The sequence below is a fragment of the Flexivirga aerilata genome, from assembly GCF_013002715.1.
In the GTDB taxonomy this organism is placed as follows: Bacteria; Actinomycetota; Actinomycetes; order Actinomycetales; family Dermatophilaceae; genus Flexivirga; species Flexivirga aerilata.
In genome coordinates this window covers 61,598-78,156 of record NZ_JABENB010000002.1, presented here as the reverse complement: position 1 = coordinate 78,156, position 16,559 = coordinate 61,598, and the positions used below count along the sequence as shown (strand labels likewise).

Below are 16,559 nucleotides of genomic sequence, written 5' to 3'. Positions count from 1 at the left end.
GCATGGACAACCTGGAGAGCGCCCGCGGCAACACCGTCGACGACGTGCTCCGCCGATCCGCGAGCCGCTTCGGCGAGCGGGTCGCTCTGCGCTTCGAGGACCGGACGTGGAGTTACGTCAAGCTCGACCGGGCGGTCGACGCGGCGGCGGCGCACCTGCTGAGTCTCGGGCTGGAGCCGGGATCGCGGGTTGCGTCATACGGCCTCAACTCGGATCTGTATGTCGTGGGCTTCCTCGCCTGCTCGCGCGCGGGCCTGGTGCACGTGCCGATCAACTCCGGCCTGGTCGCACGCGAACTCGACTATCTGCTCAGCCAGTCGGGCAGCAGCGCGGTCCTGGTGGATCCGGCGTTGCGGGACCGGCTGGCCGACGTGGAGCACGCGCCGCAGGTGGTCGTGCCGCTGCGTGGTGACGGCTCGCTGCTGCAGGTCGCGCTCGCCGGAGCGGCGGATCCGCAGACACCACAGGTATTTTCGGGGTCCAGCGACGACACCGTGGTGCAATTGCTCTACACGTCCGGCACCACCTCGGCGCCGAAGGGCGCGGTGATGACGCACCGCGCGCTGGTCAGCGAATACGTCAGCTGCGTCACCGCGCTCGACTTCGCCGAGGACGACGAGGCGCTGCACGTCATGCCGCTCTACCACTCGGCGCAGATGCACGTCTTCGTGCTGCCCGGGCTGATGGTCGGCAGCAGCAGCACGATCGTGGAGAAGCCGGATCCGACCGACATCCTGCACCGGCTGTCCGACGACGGACACCGGTCGTTCTTCGCCGCCCCGACGCTGTGGGTGGCCCTGGCCAACCACCCGGACTTCGAGAAGCTGGGCCTCGGCAGGCTGCGGAAGGCCTATTACGGCGCGTCGATCATGCCCGTCCCCGTGCTGCAGCGGCTGCAGGCGAAGGCACCGACCTCGGGTTCTACAACTGCTTCGGACAATCCGAAATCGGGCCGCTCGCAACGGTTTTGCGCCCCGAGGAGCATGCGGATCGTCCGGACAGCGCCGGGCGTCCGGTGCTGTTCGTCGAAGCCCGCGTCGTCGACACCGAGGGCAACGACGTGCCGCCCGGCGAACAGGGCGAGATCGTCTACCGCTCACCCCAACTGTGCGACGGCTACTGGGACAAACCCGAGGAGTCGGCGGCCGCGTTCGCCGGCGGCTGGTTCCATTCCGGCGACCTGGTGCGCCGCGACGCCGCCGGCTACGTGTTCGTGGTCGACCGCATCAAGGACGTGATCAACACCGGCGGGGTGCTCGTGGCGTCCCGGGAGGTCGAGGACGCGCTCTACACCCATCCCGCGGTCGCCGAGGTCGCCGTCGTCGGGGCCCCCGACGACAAGTGGGGTGAAGCGGTCACCGCCTTCGTCGTCGCCAAGGAGCCGGTGACCCCGGACGCGCTGATCGACCACGCACGCTCGCAGCTCGCGGCGTTCAAGGTGCCCAAGCGCATCGACTTCGTCGACGACCTCCCGCGCAACGCCTCCGGCAAGATCCTCAAGCGCCAGCTGCGCGACCCGGCGCCCTGAGGCACGGGATTCTTCCCGCACCGTTCACCCGGCGATTGCCCGCGCGGTGTCGCGCCTGCGGCAGCGTCGATCTCATGACCCGTCGCCGTCTGTATGCCGCCACCGTCGTCACCGCGCTCGGTCTCGCGATCGCCGTGCCGACCTCACACGCCGCGTCCGAACACCTGCCGCTCGGCGCCGCGAATCTGTCCGAGACCCGCACGACCACGACGCTGGCAGCGGGGATCACCCGCACCCGCATCGTGCGCGGCACGACGCCCGCCTCCCCCGACGAGATCAACACCACCGATCAGGGGCCGTGGGTGGTCAACGAGGTGCTGATCGACCCGGCGAAGGCGAAGGGGCGACTCGAGGCGACCTATGGCCCTGACCTCGCACGCGCCGAAACCGTCTCTGATCTCGTCGGTTTCGCAGGTGGCCTGGTCGGCACGAACGCCTCGTTCTTCACCTTCACCGCCAGCAAGGACTACCCGGGCGACCCGGTCGGCCTCGGACTGTATGGCGGCAAGCTGCTGTCCGAACCCACCACCGACCCGGCCGAACAGGACGTCGTCTTCGACGGTCAGACCGGCAGGATGCTCTTCGGCAGGACGCAGTGGTCCGGCAGGGCGGTCAACACCCGCACCGGCGGCGTGCTCGACCTGGACGCCGTCGATCACCCGCCGGCAGCAACCGGGGAAACCGACTGGATCACAACGGAATTCGGGGCGCAGACCCCCTCAGGGCCGGGCGCCGAGGTGGTGCTCGACAAGCGCGGGTGCACGGTCCGCACCAACTGGACCACCCGTGGCACCGCGCTCGCGCCCGGGCAGACCGCCGTGCAGGCAACCGGCGCGGACGCCACGACCCTGCAGACGGTGGCCGGCGCGACCTCCTGCCTGAGCTTCAGCCAGTCGCTGACCGACGCGTTCGGCAAGCGCATCGCGTTGACCAGGAAGACCTTCGGTGTCAACGGGCGCTACCGTCTCACCGCGGACGGCGAGGTGGTGGCTCCTCCGGGCACCGGCAGCTTCTTCGCCCGCAACCCGCGCACGATCTTCGGCCACACCGCGGACGGCAAGATCGCCCTGGTCACGATCGACGGGCGGATGGCAAGTAGCGTCGGCACCACGATCGACGAATCGGCCGCGGTCGCCACGTCGCTCGGCCTGGTCGACGCGGTCAACCTGGACGGCGGCGGCTCGACCACGCTCGCCACCGCATCCGGGCCGCTCAACACCCCAAGCGGCGCAGGCAACGCCCAACGCCTGGTTGGGGACGCGCTCGTCTGGGTGCGGTGAACCTGCGACGTCACCGGGCGGCCGGGTGGTCCGGCCAGTCGACGGCATACCCGACCGGGCCGCGACCAGTGCGAATCCGTATGTACCGCAACAGTTCTCGCAGGATGCCCGCGTTGCCCATCGCCCATCCCGGCTGTGGTGCCAATTCGCTCGGGGTGCTGCGGTGCTCGTGGTTGGACCAGCGGGCGCCGGTGCGGTCGAGCGTCGCCCGGGCCCGGAGATCGGCGACCAGGCGGTCCGCGAAGCGCGGGTCGTCGTCGAGCTCGACGAGTCGGTCGCATGCCAGCGCGAGCACTCCGGCCGTCCCGCAGCAGCGACCGTTGTTGTCCCAGAAGCCGGGCCGGACCCGATCCGGCAGACCGGACTCGGTGACGGTCACCCAGCAGCGACCGGCGAGCGCCGGCCAGGACGGGTCGCCGGTGACCTGCCCGAGAAACCGGAAGACGTGTGCGTCGCCCGCCGGGCCGTTGCACCATCCGTAGCTGTAGCGCTCGATGATGTCCGGCCGGTGCGGCGGATCGGAGTGCGGCACGAGGAAGCCGCGTGGTCCGGCCTCGTCGCGGCCCACCACGTCGGCGGCTCCGGCCAGCGCCAGCTCCACCAGGTCGTCCCGGCCGGTCGCCGTTCCGACTCGCGCCAGCGCCAGCACGATGCCGAGCGTCCCGTGAGCGACGTGGTGCGACCGCGGCGGGGACGGCCGGACCGCCCAATTGACGCCGTGTGCGGTCGGGTCCGCGGTTTCGAGGTATGGCGCGACCGCGAGTTCGGCGAGCGCGAGGTCGCCCACCTGCAGCGCCCCGAGCGCGATCCCGGCGTTGCCCACCAGGAGTTCGAACATGTCGTTCCAGCGCAGCCCGTCGAAGCGCTCGCGCACACGGGCGAGGGCGCGGTGCGCCGACGCGTCGTCACCGAGGGCGTGAAGGGCCACCGCCATACCGGTCAACCCGAAGTAGAGGGAGCTGTCCTCCACGGCGTCGACCTCGTCGGCGAGCGTCGCACCGACCCGCAGCGCCGCTGCCTCATACCTCCCGTCGCCGAAGTGCGCCGCCGCCTCCCGCAACGCGATCGCCACTCCCGCCCGCCCGTGGTAGAGCGACGGATCGTCGGCGTCGCCGGGGTGCGCCACCAGCCAATCGGCAGCCGCTCGGGCAAGGTCCTCGGATCGGGGTGCGGGCACTCTCTGACCGTAACCGGACGACACGCGCACCTGGTGCGGCGTCGCTCCGGCGCCCTAGTACCGTCGATGGGTCGTCCTCACCTCGGACCTTTGAAAGCGAGCACCACCCCTATGGCCCAGACCTCGGTCCGACCCACCGCGGGACCGCGCGAACTCACCATCCGCGGAGTGATCCTGGGTGGTGTCATCACGCTGGTGTTCACCGCGGCCAACGTCTACCTGGGCCTCAAGGTCGGCATCACGTTCGCCACGGCGATCCCGGCCGCGGTCATCTCGATGGCGTTGCTGCACCGCATCGGCAACAGCACCATCCAGGAGAACAACATCGTGCAGACCATCGCGTCTGCGGCCGGCACGCTGAGCGCGATCATCTTCGTGCTGCCCGGTCTGGTCATCATCGGCTGGTGGAGCGGCTTCCACTACTGGACGACGCTCGCCTTGTGCATCGTCGGCGGCATCCTCGGCGTGATGTATTCGGTGCCGCTGCGCCGCGCCCTCGTCACCAACTCCGACCTCCCCTACCCGGAGGGGGTCGCCGCGGCCGAGGTGCTGAAGGTCGGCAGCGGCGAGGACACCGACCCCGAGCGCAACCGGCAGGGCCTGTGGGCGATCGTGAAGGGTGCGGTGGCAGCGGCCGGGTTCGCCATACTCGCGGCAACGAAGCTGGTCAGCAGTGAGGTGTCGACAGCGTTCCGGGTCGGCAACGGCGGCACCGCGATCAGCGCGAGCCTGTCGCTGGCGCTGATCGGTGTCGGTCACCTGGTCGGTCTCACGGTCGCCATCGCGATGCTGGTCGGCCTGGTCATCTCCTGGGGCGTGCTGGTGCCGATGAAGACCTCGGGTCACCTCGGCGGCGGGGCGCTCGAGGACATCGTGTCGAACACCTTCAGCACCGAGGTCCGCTTCGTCGGCGCGGGCGCGATCGCGGTCGCCGCGATCTGGACGCTGCTGAAGATCATCGGCCCGATCGTGCGCGGCATCGCGCAGGCCATCGCCTCCACCCGCAACCGCCGCTCCGGCCAGCAGGTCGAGCTCGTCGAGCAGGATCTGCCGATCACCGTGGTCGGCGGCGTCATCGTCGCCGCGCTGATCCCGATCGGCCTGCTGCTGTGGGCATTCCTCTCCGACACCACGCTCCACAGCACCTTCGGCGTCATCCTGCTCAGCCTGATCTTCGTGCTGATCATCAGCGCCGTAATCGCGGCGGTCTGCGGTTACATGGCCGGTCTGATCGGCTCCTCGAACAGCCCGATCTCCGGCGTCGGCATCCTCGTGGTGCTGCTCGCCTCGCTGCTGATGGTGGCGGTCTACGGCCGCGGCGGCACGCCGCAACACGTCACCTCGGTGGTCGCCTACGTGCTGTTCGTGACCGCCGTGGTCTTCGGTGTCGCGACGATCTCCAACGACAACCTGCAGGACCTGAAGACCGGCCAGCTCGTCGGCGCGACCCCGTGGAAGCAGCAGGTCGCGCTGGTCGTCGGCGTCGTCTTCGGCGCGATCGTGATCGCGCCGGTGCTCGACCTGCTCAACTCCGCCTTCGGTTTCCAGGGTGCGCCCGGTGCCGGCGGCGACGCACTCGCCGCACCGCAGGCGTCGCTGATGACCTCACTGGCCAAGGGGGTGCTCGGCGGCAGCCTCGACTGGGGCCTGATCGGTCTCGGCGCGGCCATCGGTGCCGCGGCCATCGTGGTCGACGAGATCCTCACCCGCAGCACCACCCGGATGAGCCTGCCGCCGCTCGCGGTCGGGATGGGTCTCTACCTGCCGATGTCGGTCACCCTGCTGATCCCGATCGGTGCGATCCTCGGTGTCGTCTACAACCGGTGGATGCGCGGCCGGCGCGACCCGGAGCACGGACGCCGACTCGGGGTGCTGATGGCCACCGGTCTGATCGTCGGCGACAGCATCATGGGCGTGCTCATCGCGGCCCTGATCGCCGCGACCGGCAACGACGCACCGCTCGCAGTCGTCGGCGACAGCTTCGCGAACGCGTCGGAGTGGATCGGTATGGCGGTGTTCGTCGTGCTGCTCGCGGTGCTCTACCAGACCACCCGGCGCTCGGCGGCCAAGGACGGCTAGCGCGGGCCGGGCGGGAGCGCGCACGCCGGGGTGCCGCCAGGCAGTTGGTGGCGGTGCGCGGCCGCCCACCGGTAGACCCGCGCCGCCACCGCGTCGAGCCCGGGCGCGGTGAGCACCCGGCCCACCACCGACCAGGGCACTCCGGCCTCCCGCAGCGCCGCCGCGACCGCGCGGTGCCCCGACACGTGCGTATGACGGGAGCCGCTCCCCCGCACGAACTGCACCGCCTCCTCGCACTCCTGCGGCGTCAGCCCGAGCGCGTCGAGATCGAGCCGCTGCCACGGCACAACGGTGAACCTGCCACGCGCAATGCGTTCGGCGACCTCGGCGCTGCGGGTGCAGAAGCCGCAGTCACCGTCGAACACCAGGATCGCGGGCACCGTCATACCCCCAGTGTGCAGGGCGCGCACCGATGCTCAAGTGTCGCGAGCGTGGCCGGGTCACGAGGCGAGGAGTTGAGGAGGAGCCGAATCACGACGAGTAGTTCGGCGCCTCGACAATGCCCTGGACGTCGTGCGGGTGCGACTCCTTCAGGCCGGCGGTGGTGATGCGCACGAAGCGCCCACGGTCCTGCAGCTCGGGGACGGTGTTGGCTCCGACGTAGAACATCGACTGGTGGAGGCCGCCGACGAGCTGGTGGATGACCGCCCCGAGCGGGCCACGGTAGGGCACCCGGCCCTCGATGCCCTCGGGGACGAGTTCGTCGTCGCTGGAGACATCGGCCTGGAAGTAGCGGTCCTTGGAGAAGGACTTCTTGCCGCGGGAGGCCATCGCGCCGAGCGATCCCATGCCGCGGTAGGCCTTGAACTGCTTGCCGTTGACCAGCACCAGGTCGCCGGGTGACTCCTCACAGCCGGCGAGGAGGGAGCCGAGCATCACCGAATCCGCGCCTGCCACAAGGGCTTTGGCGATGTCGCCGGAATATTGCAGGCCGCCGTCACCAATGACGGGCACGCCGGCGGGTCGGCACGCCTGCGCTGCCTCGTAGATCGCGGTCACCTGCGGCACGCCGACACCCGCGACCACGCGGGTGGTGCAGATCGACCCCGGTCCGACGCCGACCTTGACCGCGTCCACACCGGCGTCGACGAGGGCGGCGGCACCCTCTCGGGTCGCGACGTTGCCGCCGATGATCTGCACGTGCTTGGTCGCGGGGTCGGACTTCAGCTTGCGGATCATGTCGAGCATCAGCCGGGCGTGACCATTGGCGACGTCGGGCACAAGCACGTCCACGCCGGCCTCGACCAACGTGGTGGCCCGCTCCCATGCGTCACCGAAGTAACCGATGGCGGCGGCGACGAGCAGTCGGCCGTCGGAATCCTTTGAGGCGTAAGGGAATTGCTCGGACTTCACGAAGTCCTTGACGGTGATGAGCCCGGCGAGCTTGCCGTCGTCGTCCACGAGCGGCAGGCGCTCCCGCTTGTGCTGGCGCAGCAGGGCAGTCGCGTCGTCGCGGCTGATGCCGACCGGGCCGGTCACCAGCGGCGAGGCGGTCATCACCTCGCTGACCTTGGTCGACGCCCACTCGGCGACCGGGGTGAAGCGCAGGTCGCGGTTGGTGATGATGCCGATCAGGTGGCCCCCGACGTCGACCACGGGCAGGCCGGACACACGGTAGCGACCGCACGTCTCGTCGAGCTCCTCCAGGGTCGCATCCGGGCCGATCGTGACCGGGTTGGAGATGATGCCGGTCTGGGTGCGCTTGACCAGGTCGACCTGCTCGGCCTGGTCGGCGATCGACAGGTTGCGGTGCAGCACACCGATGCCGCCCTGCCGGGCCATCGCGATCGCCATGCGTGACTCGGTGACGGTGTCCATCGCGGCCGACACGAGCGGCACGCGGAGGTTGATCTCGCGGGTCAACCGCGAGGTGGTGTCGACCTCGCTGGGGATGACGTCGGTCTCGCCGGGCAACAGCAGGACGTCGTCATAGGTGAGGCCGAGCTGACCGAACTTGCTCGGAACGTCGAAGGAGTGGGCCGGATTCGGGGACTGCTCGAGCGCCATTGCAAAAGTGTAAGAGGCGTCGCTGAGTGATGCGTGCCACGCCTCTCAGTCGCCGCTGGTGGACGAGCTGCTCTCCGCGCTGGAACCCGACGTCGACGTGGGCGTCGCATCGGAGCTGGAGGCCGAGGTCGGACCCGTGACGAGCGGGGTCCGGGCGTGCCCCCTGGCGGAACCGCGCGGCGACGAGGTCGGCCCGAAATACTCCTGCGACGTGCTGGTCGCACTCCGTGACGCTCGCGGCGTGTGGCTGCTCGAGCTGCTCGGGCTGCTCGAGCTCGACGACGAGGACGACGGCGACATGGACGAACTCGACGTCGCACTGGGGCTGCTGGTGCTCGCGGGCAACGAGGTCGGCGACGTGGCCGGCGCGGTCGCCGTCGGCGACAGCACCGGACCGCCGCGGACGATACGGGTCGGGCTCGGCACCCAGACGCCCATCGAGGGTTCGGGCGTGCCGGGCATCACCCGGCCGGTGGTCCTGTCGGCCGGCGTCGAGGCCGACGACCTGGCCGAGACCGCGGTGGTCGACCGCACGGTCGGCGGCGCGGACGGCTGCTCGGTGCCGGTCACGGCGGGGTCGGGCTGCGACGTCCCGGCCGGGTGCCCGGCGGGTCCGTCGGCGATCGCGGTGGGCGCACTGCGGCCGGCCAGGCCGAAGTTCTGCGCAACCCGGGAGATGCCCGGCACTCCGGTGACGGCTGCCGCCATACCTGACATCGAGAGTGCGCCGACGACGACCGCGGCGGTGACCCCGATGCGGGCAGAGCCGCGCCGGGCCCGGGCGTAACGGCCGCCGCGCTTGGCGCGGGGCGGGGCGTCCACCTGCGCGACCCAGTCGCCGAGGAGTGCGGCGACCTCGTCGCCGGAGGAGACTTCACGCCGGGCACCGAGTGCGTCGAGGAGTTCGTCGTCCCGCCGGATGTCTCCGATCGAGGGAGGGCTCACAGGTCGTCCCCCGACTTCTCCAGCAGCGTGCGCAACCGGGCGAGCGCACGGTGCTGCGCGACGCGCACGGCGCCGGCCGACATCTGCAGTGCGTCGGCGGTCTCCTCGGCGGAGAGGCCGACCGCGACCCGCAGCGTGAGGATCTCGCGGTGCTGCGGCGACAACCGGTCGAGCAGCGCCCACACCCGGCCGGACCGCTCGCCGGAGAGGGCGAGGTCCTCGGGGCCGGGGGCTTCGTCGACCGCGTCGGGCACCTCGTCGGTGGGCACGGGACGGCGTATGACGCCGCGCTACACGTCGGCCACCTTGTTCGCGGCGATGCGGTAGACGAACGCCTCGAAGGGGGCGCCGCGGTCGGCATACCGCGGCAGGGCCGTCAGCACCGCCACGCACACCTCCTGCGCCGCGTCCGCCGCGGCATCGACGGCGGCCGGAAAACGCCCGAGTTTGCCGCGGGCGTAACGCTCCGCGAGCTGGTGCACAGCCGCCATCAGTTGGTCGGTCGCCGCCTCGTCGCCATCACGGGCCGCTGCGGCGAGAACACGCAGTGGATCCTGCGTCTCCGCCTGTGACATCGCAGAACGGGGCGGAATCGTTACGCGCGCAGCATCGACGCCGGCGGCCAGGTCGTCCTGGTCGGCGCTCGTCTGCCAGATCCCCGAGGTCACATCGTTCTCCGTCACTCACGCCCGAGCCGGGCCGGAGCCTTCTCCTTCGTAGATTAAGGCCGCCGCCCCCACCCAGGTCAATCCGCGGCAGGCGGGCGCCGCGGCACGCGACTTTGTCGCACGTCACTGCACGTCGTCGTGCGCCGTCGGACGCAGGGGAACGCCCGGACAGCGGCTGCTGCCCGGGCGTTCCCGCGCCGGTGACCGACCCGTCGTGGGTCGGTGACCCGTCGTGCGTCAGTGGCCGTGGCCGTGACCGGCCGCGGCCGGCTCTTCCTCTTCCGGCTTGTCGACCACGAGCGTGTCGGTGGTCAGCACCATTGACGCGATCGACGCGGCGTTGCGCAGCGCGGAGCGGGTGACCTTGACCGGGTCGATGACGCCCTGCTTGATCAGGTCGCCGTACTCACCGGTGGCGGCGTTGAGGCCCTCGCCCGGCTTCAGCTCCTTGACGCGGGAGACCGCGACGTAGCCCTCGAGGCCGGCGTTCTCGGCGATCCAGCGCAGCGGCTCGACGACCGCCTTGCCGATCAGTGCCGCACCGGTGGCCTCGTCGCCCTTCAGCGTGAGGCCGTCGAGCGCCTCGGCGGCGTGCACCAGCGCCGAGCCACCGCCGGCGACGATGCCCTCCTCGATGGCCGCACGGGTCGCGGAGATGGCGTCCTCGATGCGGTGCTTCTTCTCCTTCAGCTCCACCTCGGTGTGCGCGCCGACCTGGATGACACAGACGCCGCCTGCGAGCTTGGCGAGGCGCTCCTGCAGCTTCTCGCGGTCCCAGTCGGAGTCGGTGCGCTCGATCTCGGCCTTGAGCTCCTTGACGCGCCCGCTGACCTGCTCGGCGTCACCCTGGCCGTCCACCAGCGTGGTGGTGTCCTTGGTGACGACCGCGCGACGAGTCTGGCCCAGCAGGTCGAGGTCGACCTGGTCGAGCTTGAGACCGACCTCTTCGGCGATGACCTGACCGCCGGTGAGGATCGCGATGTCCTGCAGCATGGCCTTGCGGCGGTCACCGAAGCCCGGCGCCTTCACCGCGCACACGTTGAACGTGCCGCGAATCTTGTTGACCACCAGGGTCGACAGCGCCTCGCCGTCGATGTCCTCGGCGATGATCAGCAGCGGCTTGCCGGTCTGCACGACCTTCTCCAGCACCGGCAGCAGGTCGGCGATGGCGGAGATCTTGCCCTGGTTGATCAGCACGTAGGCGTCCTCCAGGACGGCCTCCATGCGCTCGGTGTCGGTGACGAAGTAGGGCGAGATGTAACCCTTGTCGAACTGCATGCCCTCGGTGAACTCCAGCGCGGTCTCCGCGGTGGAGGACTCCTCGACGGTGATGACGCCGTCCTTGCCGACCTTGTCGAACGCCTCGGCGATCAGCTTGCCGATCGTCTCGTCCTGCGCGGAGAGCGCGGCGACCTGGGCGATCTCGTCCTTGCCCTCGAGCTCGCGGGCGTTCTTCAGCAGCCGCTCGCTCACGGTGTCGACGGCCTGATCGATGCCGCGCTTCAGCGCGGCCGGACCGGCGCCGGCCGCGACGTTGCGCAGACCCTCGCGGACCATCGCCTGGGCGAGGACCGTCGCGGTCGTGGTGCCGTCACCCGCGATGTCGTTGGTCTTGGTCGCGACCTCCTTGGCGAGCTGCGCGCCGAGGTTCTCGTACGGGTCTTCCAGCTCGACCTCACGCGCGATGGTGACACCGTCGTTGGTGATGGTCGGGGCGCCCCACTTCTTGTCGATGACGACATTGCGACCCTTGGGGCCGAGCGTCACCTTCACCGCGTTGGCGAGTGCGTCGACGCCTCGCTCAAGCGACTTGCGCGCGGCGTCGTTGAACTCCAGTTCCTTTGCCATTACTGACCTTTCGTAAATTCCAGAGGTATGACGATGCCCCGGCCCGGCTCAGTCTCGAGCGCGAGCCGGGGCCTCGTCGTCATACGAAAATCTGTGAGTCTTACTTCGTCACCACGGCGAGCACGTCGCGGGCCGAGAGGATGAGCAGCTCCTCGCCGCCGTACTTCACCTCGGTGCCGCCGTACTTGGAGTAGATGACCTTGTCGCCGACGGCGACGTCGAGCGGGACGCGCTGGCCGTTGTCGTCGACGCGACCCGGGCCGATGGCCAGGACCTCGCCCTCCTGCGGCTTCTCCTTGGCGGTGTCCGGGATGACCAGGCCGGACGCGGTGGTCTGCTCGGCCTCGACGGACTTGACGACGATGCGGTCTTCGAGCGGCTTGATGTTCACCGACACGGTGGGACCTTCCTGTGCTGGGGCCTGCGTGGCGCAGGCCGCGGATGCGGACCCTGGTGCAGTGCCGCCGGGAGTGAACGTGTCCAAGGCCGCCGTCGCGGGGGCCGGCCTCGGCTCCAGGCTGGCACTGTCCCAGGAAGAGTGCCAGAGCCGAATCTATGCGGTGATTAGCACTCGCGCAACTCGAGTGCCAATTTTCGTCGCCGCTCAGCGCTCGCTCTGCTGGGCGAACTTCTCCAGCGTGTGCGTGCGCCCGCAGACCACGAGTTCGTCGCCCTCGACGATGACCGTCTCCGGGCGCGCATAGGTGAAGTCGGTGCCCGGGCGCTTCACCCGACCACGGTGATGTCGAGTTTGGTGCGCAGCGCCGACTCGGTGAGCGACCGGCCCCAGAGCGAGCGCGGGGCGAGCGTGCGGGCGATCGCGAAGTCGTCGTCGAACTCGATGTAGTCCTCGAGCGATCCGGTCACCATGTGTGCGACGCGCTCCCCCATCGCCCGCTCGGGGAAGACGACGTGGTGCGCGCCGATGCGCTCCAGGATGCGGGCGTGCTGCGGGGTGACCGCCTTCGCCCAGATCTCCTCGACGCCGAGGTCGACGAGGTTGACGACGGTGAGGACGCTCGCCTCCATGTCGCTGCCGATGCCGACGACGGCTCGCTCGAAGTCGGCCGCGCCGAGCTGCACCAGCGCCTCGGGGTCGGTGGAGTCGACGCGCGCGGTCTGGGTGAGCGTGTCGGCATACTTCTGCACCAGGTCCATCGACTCGTCGACCGCCAGCACCTCCCAGTCCTCGTGGACCAGCGACTGCGCGACCGCGGCACCGAACCGGCCGAGGCCGACCACCAGCGCACTGCGCTGCGACGGGGTCTTGCGGGTGCGATCAGCCGACAATGGGGCGCTCCTCGGGAAGTTCGTAACGGCGTCGGGTCCGACGCATCGCCAACGCCGACGCCACCGTGATGGTGCCGACCCGGCCGAGGAACATCAACGCGATCAGCACCACTTGGGCCGAAACCGGCAGCTCGGCGGTCAGATTGGCCGACAGGCCCGTGGTCGAGAAGGCCGAGATCACCTCGAACAGCGACAGCTGCAACGTCTCCCCGGAGAGCGTGACGACGGCGATCGCGCCGAGCATCACCGTCGCCACCCCGAGCAGCGCGATCGTCAGCGCCTGCCGTTGCACGGTGAGCGGTATGGCGCGACGCCCGACCACCACCTGCCGCTCCCCGCGCACCTCGGACCAGATGACCGCGCCCAGCACCAGGAACGTCGTCACCTTGATGCCGCCGGCGGTGCCGGCGCTGCCGCCGCCGATGAACATCAGCACGTAGTGCAGCATCATCGTCTCCGGCCGGATCAACCCGTAGTCGACGGTGTTGAAGCCGGCCGTCCGCGGGAAAACACCGCCGGCGAGCGAGGCCACCAGCTTGTCCGACAGGTCGAGCCGGCCGAGTGTGCCCGGGTTGGTCCACTCGAACGCCGCAAACGTGACCAGCCCGATCGCGAGCAACACCAACGATCCCCACACCGTCAGTCGCAGGTGCACCGTCCACTTGCGCGGCGTCCGCCACTGCCGGCGCAGGCCGAACCAGACGGGGTAGCCGAGCCCGCCGACGAACACCGCGGCGCACATCGGGCCGATGATCCACAGGTCGCCGACGAGCGGCAGCAGACCTTGCGGGAGGTTGGTGAAGCCGGCGTTGTTGACCGAGGAGATGCCGTGAAACACCCCGTGCCACAACGCATCCGGCCAGTTGTCGTCATAGCCGATGCGGAAGCGGATGGTCAGGAAAGTGGCGATGATCGCCTCGAAGACGAAGAAGAACCGGGTGATCCGCAGCAGCACCCGGCGCACCTCGCCGGTGGTCGCGGCGTGCGAATCCGTCTGTGCGGCAAGGGTGTCCTGCAGTCCGAGCCGGCCGCGGACCATGAGGATCAGCAGCGTGGTGATGGAGACGATGCCGAGTCCGCCGACCTGCACCAGCGCCAGGATGATCGTCTGGCCGAGCGGGGTCCAGTAGGTCGCGACATCGACGGTCGACATCCCGGTGATGCAGGTGGCGCTGGTCGCGGTGAAGACCGCCACCGACAGCTCCGCGCCACCGGGACCAGTCTTGGCGACGGGCAGCATCAGCAACGCGGTGCCGATCGTGACCGCGACCAGGTAGAAGCTGACGACGAGACGCGCCGGGCCGAAAGCGGTGGAAGTCATCCGGGGAAGATCATCAGCCGAGCGGGAGCGTCGCCTCGGGCGGGGCGTGTGACGGGTCGACCCCGTTGAAGAGGCTGCTGACCGACTCACCGTCGTGGATCCGGGCGATCGCCTGCGCGAACAGCGACGACACCGACATCACCTGCAACTGCGGCCAGTCCGTCGGCGGCGGCACCGTGTCGGTCGTGACGACCTCCCGGATCAGCGGGTGGGTCGAGAGGCGCTCGACCGCGCGGCCGACGAAGAGCCCGTGCGTGCACGCGACGTCCGCCGACGTGCAGCCCTGCTCGGCGAGGCGATCCATCAGCTCGATCACCGAGCCGCCGGTGGCGATCTCGTCGTCGAGCACGATCGCCCGCTTGCCCGCGACATCACCGACGATTGTGTCGATCACGACCTTGTCGTCGGCCAGCCGCTTCTTCGATCCCGCCGCGACCGGCAGACCGAGCAGCCGGGCGAATTGCGTTGCGGTCTTTGCGTTTCCGAAGTCCGGAGACACCACGACGGCGTTGGACAGATCCTGCACCCGGAAGTGCTCGGCGAGCACGCCGATGGCGGTCAGATGATCGACCGGGGTGGAGAAGAAGCCGTGCACCTGCGGGGCGTGCAATGCCATCGTGATGACCCGGTCGGCGCCCGCGGTCGCCAGCATGTCGGCCACCAGCCGGCCACCGATCGAGATGCGCGAGGCGTCCTTCTTGTCGGAGCGGGCGTAGGCGAAATAGGGGATCACCGGCGTGATCTGTGCCGCCGAGGCACCGCGTGCGGCGTCGATCATCAGCAGCAGCTCCATCAGGTTGTCCTGCGTCGGCGGGACCAGCGGCTGGATCAGGTAGACGTCGCGCTGCCGGCAGTTGGCGAGCAGCTGCGCCTGCAGGCAGTCGTTGCTGAACCGCTGGATGTCCACCCGCGAGCGCGGCACACCGAGGTGACCGCAGATGCGGTCGGCGAGCGCAGGGTGGGCGGAGCCGGAGAACACGACGATCTCGCGCACGAGGTACTCCTCGGGTGGGTTTCGGCGGCAATCCGCACCCTAGTGCGGTGTGTGCAGCGTAGCTCGCCGGTCGCTCCGGGCCCGGCCGGCGACTGCACCGACATCGGCACCGGCCCGGCGCGGACGCCTCGTCATACGGAAGGATGTGCGGCATGGATCCGGCACTCCTCGCGCGTCTCACCTCCGGTGAGGGCTGGGGTCTGCTGCAGTCCCTCCCGCCGTATGACGAGAGCTCCGCCCTGGAGCTCGCCGGGCGTCTGCGCGCCGCCGGTTTCGACGCCGAGCTGGTCGGCGCGGCGCTGACCCAGTCGCGTCTGCGCGTCCGCGCGACCCGCAAGTTCGGCGAGGCCGCGGCGGAGATGTTCTTCACCGACGACGGCCTGGAGCAGGCGACCCGGTCCGAACTCGCGCAGCTGCACGCCGCCCGTTTTCGCGACTCGGGGCTGCGGCACGTCTTCGACCTCGGCTGCGGCATCGGCGCCGACGCCCGCGCGTTCGCCCGGGCCGGACTGCAGGTGACCGCGGTCGACGCCGACGAGCTCACCGCGGCCGTGGCGGCGGTCAACCTGCGTCCCTGGGAGCGGGCCAAGGTCCGGCACGAGGCCGCCGAGGCGGTGCCGCTGCCGACGCGCGAGGTGGCGCCGGACACCGGTGTCTGGATGGACCCGGCCCGGCGTACGCCCGGGGTCGCGGACATCACCGGCCGCACCCGGCGCACCTTCCGGCTCGACGAGCTCGTGCCGAGCTGGGACTTCGTGCGCGAGACCTGCGCCCGGATGCCGGGCGCCGGTGTGAAGCTGTCCCCCGCGTTCAGCCACGCACAGATCCCGGCCGGGACGCAGGCGCAGTGGACCTCGTTCGACGGCGAAGTGCTCGAATGCGTGCTCTGGTGGGGCGAACTCGCCTGGCAGCCGGGCCGGTGCGCGGTCGTGGTGAGCGGACGCTTCGCCTACGAGGTGCGCGAGGACGACGCTGTCGGCGCGGAGAGCCGGACCGCGCGACTGGACCGGCTGCACGGTTTCGTCTACGAGGCCGACCGCGCGGTGATCCGGGCGGGACTGACCGGCGCACTGGTGCGGCGGGTCGACGGCAGCGAGCTCGACGGCGGGCTCGGGGTGGTCACCTCACCGCGCGACGTCGTCGTGCCCTGGGCGAAGAAGTACGCCGTGCTTGACGCAATCCCCTTCAACGTCAAGGCACTTCGTGCGTGGGCACGCGATCATGACATCGGCCGGCTGACGATCAAGAAGCGCGGGGCGAGCGTCGACACCGACCAGCTGCGCCGCCAGTTGCGCCTCAGCGGATCGGCGACCGGCACCATCCTGCTCACCCGGGTCGGCGGCGCCCAAGCCGTGCTGATGCTCGCGCCGCTTCCCTGACCGATCCGGCGCTCCGCCTGCGTTACCGTCGTGGTCGTGCCGA

At 70.1% G+C, this 16,559-nt stretch carries 14 protein-coding genes and 4 pseudogenes; 7 read left to right on the top strand and 11 right to left on the bottom strand.

Annotation, left to right across the window (positions count from 1 at the left end):
- Positions 1-2: 2 nt before the first annotated feature.
- The 4 genes and pseudogenes from HJ588_RS20045 to HJ588_RS12220 all read left to right on the top strand — a co-directional run.
- A pseudogene (locus HJ588_RS20045) lies at positions 3-851 on the top strand (AMP-binding protein); the annotation flags it as partial.
- Positions 788-1,063 (top strand): annotated as a pseudogene (locus tag HJ588_RS20040) (hypothetical protein); the annotation flags it as partial. The pseudogenes HJ588_RS20045 and HJ588_RS20040, both read left to right, overlap by 64 nt.
- A 120-nt stretch (positions 1,064-1,183) precedes the next feature.
- Entirely contained in the window at positions 1,184-1,528 is a 345-nt protein-coding gene (locus HJ588_RS20035; RefSeq protein WP_343036755.1) for an AMP-binding enzyme, read from the top strand.
- A gap of 74 nt (positions 1,529-1,602) precedes the next feature.
- Positions 1,603-2,808 carry a phosphodiester glycosidase family protein gene (locus tag HJ588_RS12220; RefSeq protein WP_171155950.1) on the top strand — a complete coding sequence of 402 codons (1,206 nt, stop codon included), beginning with the start codon at positions 1,603-1,605 and terminating at the stop codon, positions 2,806-2,808.
- A gap of 10 nt (positions 2,809-2,818) precedes the next feature.
- Here the strand turns inward: HJ588_RS12220 and HJ588_RS12215 are convergent, their stop codons facing one another.
- Positions 2,819-3,985 (bottom strand): lanthionine synthetase LanC family protein, encoded by a 1,167-nt coding sequence (locus HJ588_RS12215; RefSeq protein WP_171155948.1) that lies wholly within the window; start codon positions 3,983-3,985, stop codon positions 2,819-2,821.
- Between the two features lie 66 nt (positions 3,986-4,051).
- On the opposite strand from HJ588_RS12215, the gene HJ588_RS12210 reads away from it, so the two are divergent.
- A complete protein-coding gene (locus HJ588_RS12210; protein ID WP_425483552.1) occupies positions 4,052-6,064 on the top strand; it encodes an OPT family oligopeptide transporter in 2,013 nt (670 codons plus the stop codon).
- Here the strand turns inward: HJ588_RS12210 and HJ588_RS12205 are convergent.
- Positions 6,061-6,450 carry a thiol-disulfide oxidoreductase DCC family protein gene (locus HJ588_RS12205; RefSeq protein ID WP_171155943.1) on the bottom strand — a complete coding sequence of 130 codons (390 nt, stop codon included), beginning with the start codon at positions 6,448-6,450 and terminating at the stop codon, positions 6,061-6,063. The genes HJ588_RS12210 and HJ588_RS12205 overlap by 4 nt on opposite strands.
- Before the next feature lie 85 nt (positions 6,451-6,535).
- Positions 6,536-8,071: an IMP dehydrogenase gene (gene guaB, locus HJ588_RS12200; RefSeq protein WP_171155941.1), complete on the bottom strand. Its 1,536-nt coding sequence runs from the start codon at positions 8,069-8,071 to the stop codon at positions 6,536-6,538.
- A 58-nt stretch (positions 8,072-8,129) separates the two neighbouring features.
- Between guaB and HJ588_RS19485 the strand changes: the two genes are divergently transcribed.
- Positions 8,130-8,858 carry a hypothetical protein gene (locus HJ588_RS19485; RefSeq protein ID WP_246242419.1) on the top strand — a complete coding sequence of 243 codons (729 nt, stop codon included), beginning with the start codon at positions 8,130-8,132 and terminating at the stop codon, positions 8,856-8,858.
- Between the two features lie 32 nt (positions 8,859-8,890).
- On the opposite strand, the pseudogene HJ588_RS20210 reads toward HJ588_RS19485, so the two are convergent.
- From HJ588_RS20210 to HJ588_RS12165, 8 genes and pseudogenes are all read right to left on the bottom strand, one after another.
- Positions 8,891-9,016 (bottom strand): annotated as a pseudogene (locus tag HJ588_RS20210) (anti-sigma-D factor RsdA); the annotation flags it as partial.
- Positions 9,013-9,285 (bottom strand): sigma-70 family RNA polymerase sigma factor, encoded by a 273-nt coding sequence (locus tag HJ588_RS20205; RefSeq protein ID WP_425483551.1) that lies wholly within the window; start codon positions 9,283-9,285, stop codon positions 9,013-9,015. The gene HJ588_RS20205 and the pseudogene HJ588_RS20210, both read right to left, overlap by 4 nt.
- Positions 9,286-9,306: 21 nt before the next feature.
- A complete protein-coding gene (locus tag HJ588_RS20200; protein WP_425483550.1) occupies positions 9,307-9,684 on the bottom strand; it encodes a sigma factor in 378 nt (125 codons plus the stop codon).
- Positions 9,685-9,921: 237 nt separating this feature from the next.
- Positions 9,922-11,532: a chaperonin GroEL gene (groL, locus tag HJ588_RS12185; RefSeq protein ID WP_171155936.1), complete on the bottom strand. Its 1,611-nt coding sequence runs from the start codon at positions 11,530-11,532 to the stop codon at positions 9,922-9,924.
- A 100-nt stretch (positions 11,533-11,632) separates the two neighbouring features.
- Positions 11,633-11,929, bottom strand: coding sequence for a co-chaperone GroES (gene groES, locus HJ588_RS12180; protein WP_171155934.1), 297 nt, complete (start codon positions 11,927-11,929; stop codon positions 11,633-11,635).
- 207 nt (positions 11,930-12,136) lie between these two features.
- A pseudogene (locus tag HJ588_RS12175) lies at positions 12,137-12,822 on the bottom strand (potassium channel family protein).
- Positions 12,812-14,143, bottom strand: a complete 1,332-nt coding sequence (locus tag HJ588_RS12170; protein WP_171155932.1) for a TrkH family potassium uptake protein — start codon at positions 14,141-14,143, stop codon at positions 12,812-12,814. Before HJ588_RS12170 ends, HJ588_RS12175 begins: the two are co-directional and overlap by 11 nt.
- Before the next feature lie 13 nt (positions 14,144-14,156).
- On the bottom strand, positions 14,157-15,137 hold the full coding sequence (locus tag HJ588_RS12165; RefSeq protein WP_171155930.1) for a ribose-phosphate diphosphokinase: 981 nt from the start codon (positions 15,135-15,137) through the stop codon (positions 14,157-14,159).
- Between the two features lie 152 nt (positions 15,138-15,289).
- On the opposite strand from HJ588_RS12165, the gene HJ588_RS12160 reads away from it, so the two are divergent.
- The gene (locus HJ588_RS12160) at positions 15,290-16,516 is read left to right on the top strand and encodes a class I SAM-dependent methyltransferase (RefSeq protein WP_171155928.1); all 1,227 of its coding nucleotides are present in this window, start codon (positions 15,290-15,292) and stop codon (positions 16,514-16,516) included.
- The last annotated feature ends 43 nt before the right edge of the window (positions 16,517-16,559 follow it).

Bases quoted from the DNA above. Each gene is read 5' to 3' on its own strand.
- HJ588_RS12205 (WP_171155943.1), bottom strand. From the start codon at position 6,450: ATGACGGTGCCCGCGATCCTGGTGTTCGACGGTGACTGCGGCTTCTGC.
- guaB (WP_171155941.1), bottom strand. From the start codon at position 8,071: ATGGCGCTCGAGCAGTCCCCGAATCCGGCCCACTCCTTCGACGTTCCG.
- HJ588_RS12170 (WP_171155932.1), bottom strand. From the start codon at position 14,143: ATGACTTCCACCGCTTTCGGCCCGGCGCGTCTCGTCGTCAGCTTCTAC.
- groL (WP_171155936.1), bottom strand. From the start codon at position 11,532: ATGGCAAAGGAACTGGAGTTCAACGACGCCGCGCGCAAGTCGCTTGAG.
- HJ588_RS12220 (WP_171155950.1), top strand. From the start codon at position 1,603: ATGACCCGTCGCCGTCTGTATGCCGCCACCGTCGTCACCGCGCTCGGT.
- HJ588_RS12160 (WP_171155928.1), top strand. From the start codon at position 15,290: ATGGATCCGGCACTCCTCGCGCGTCTCACCTCCGGTGAGGGCTGGGGT.
- HJ588_RS12210 (WP_425483552.1), top strand. From the start codon at position 4,052: ATGGGTCGTCCTCACCTCGGACCTTTGAAAGCGAGCACCACCCCTATG.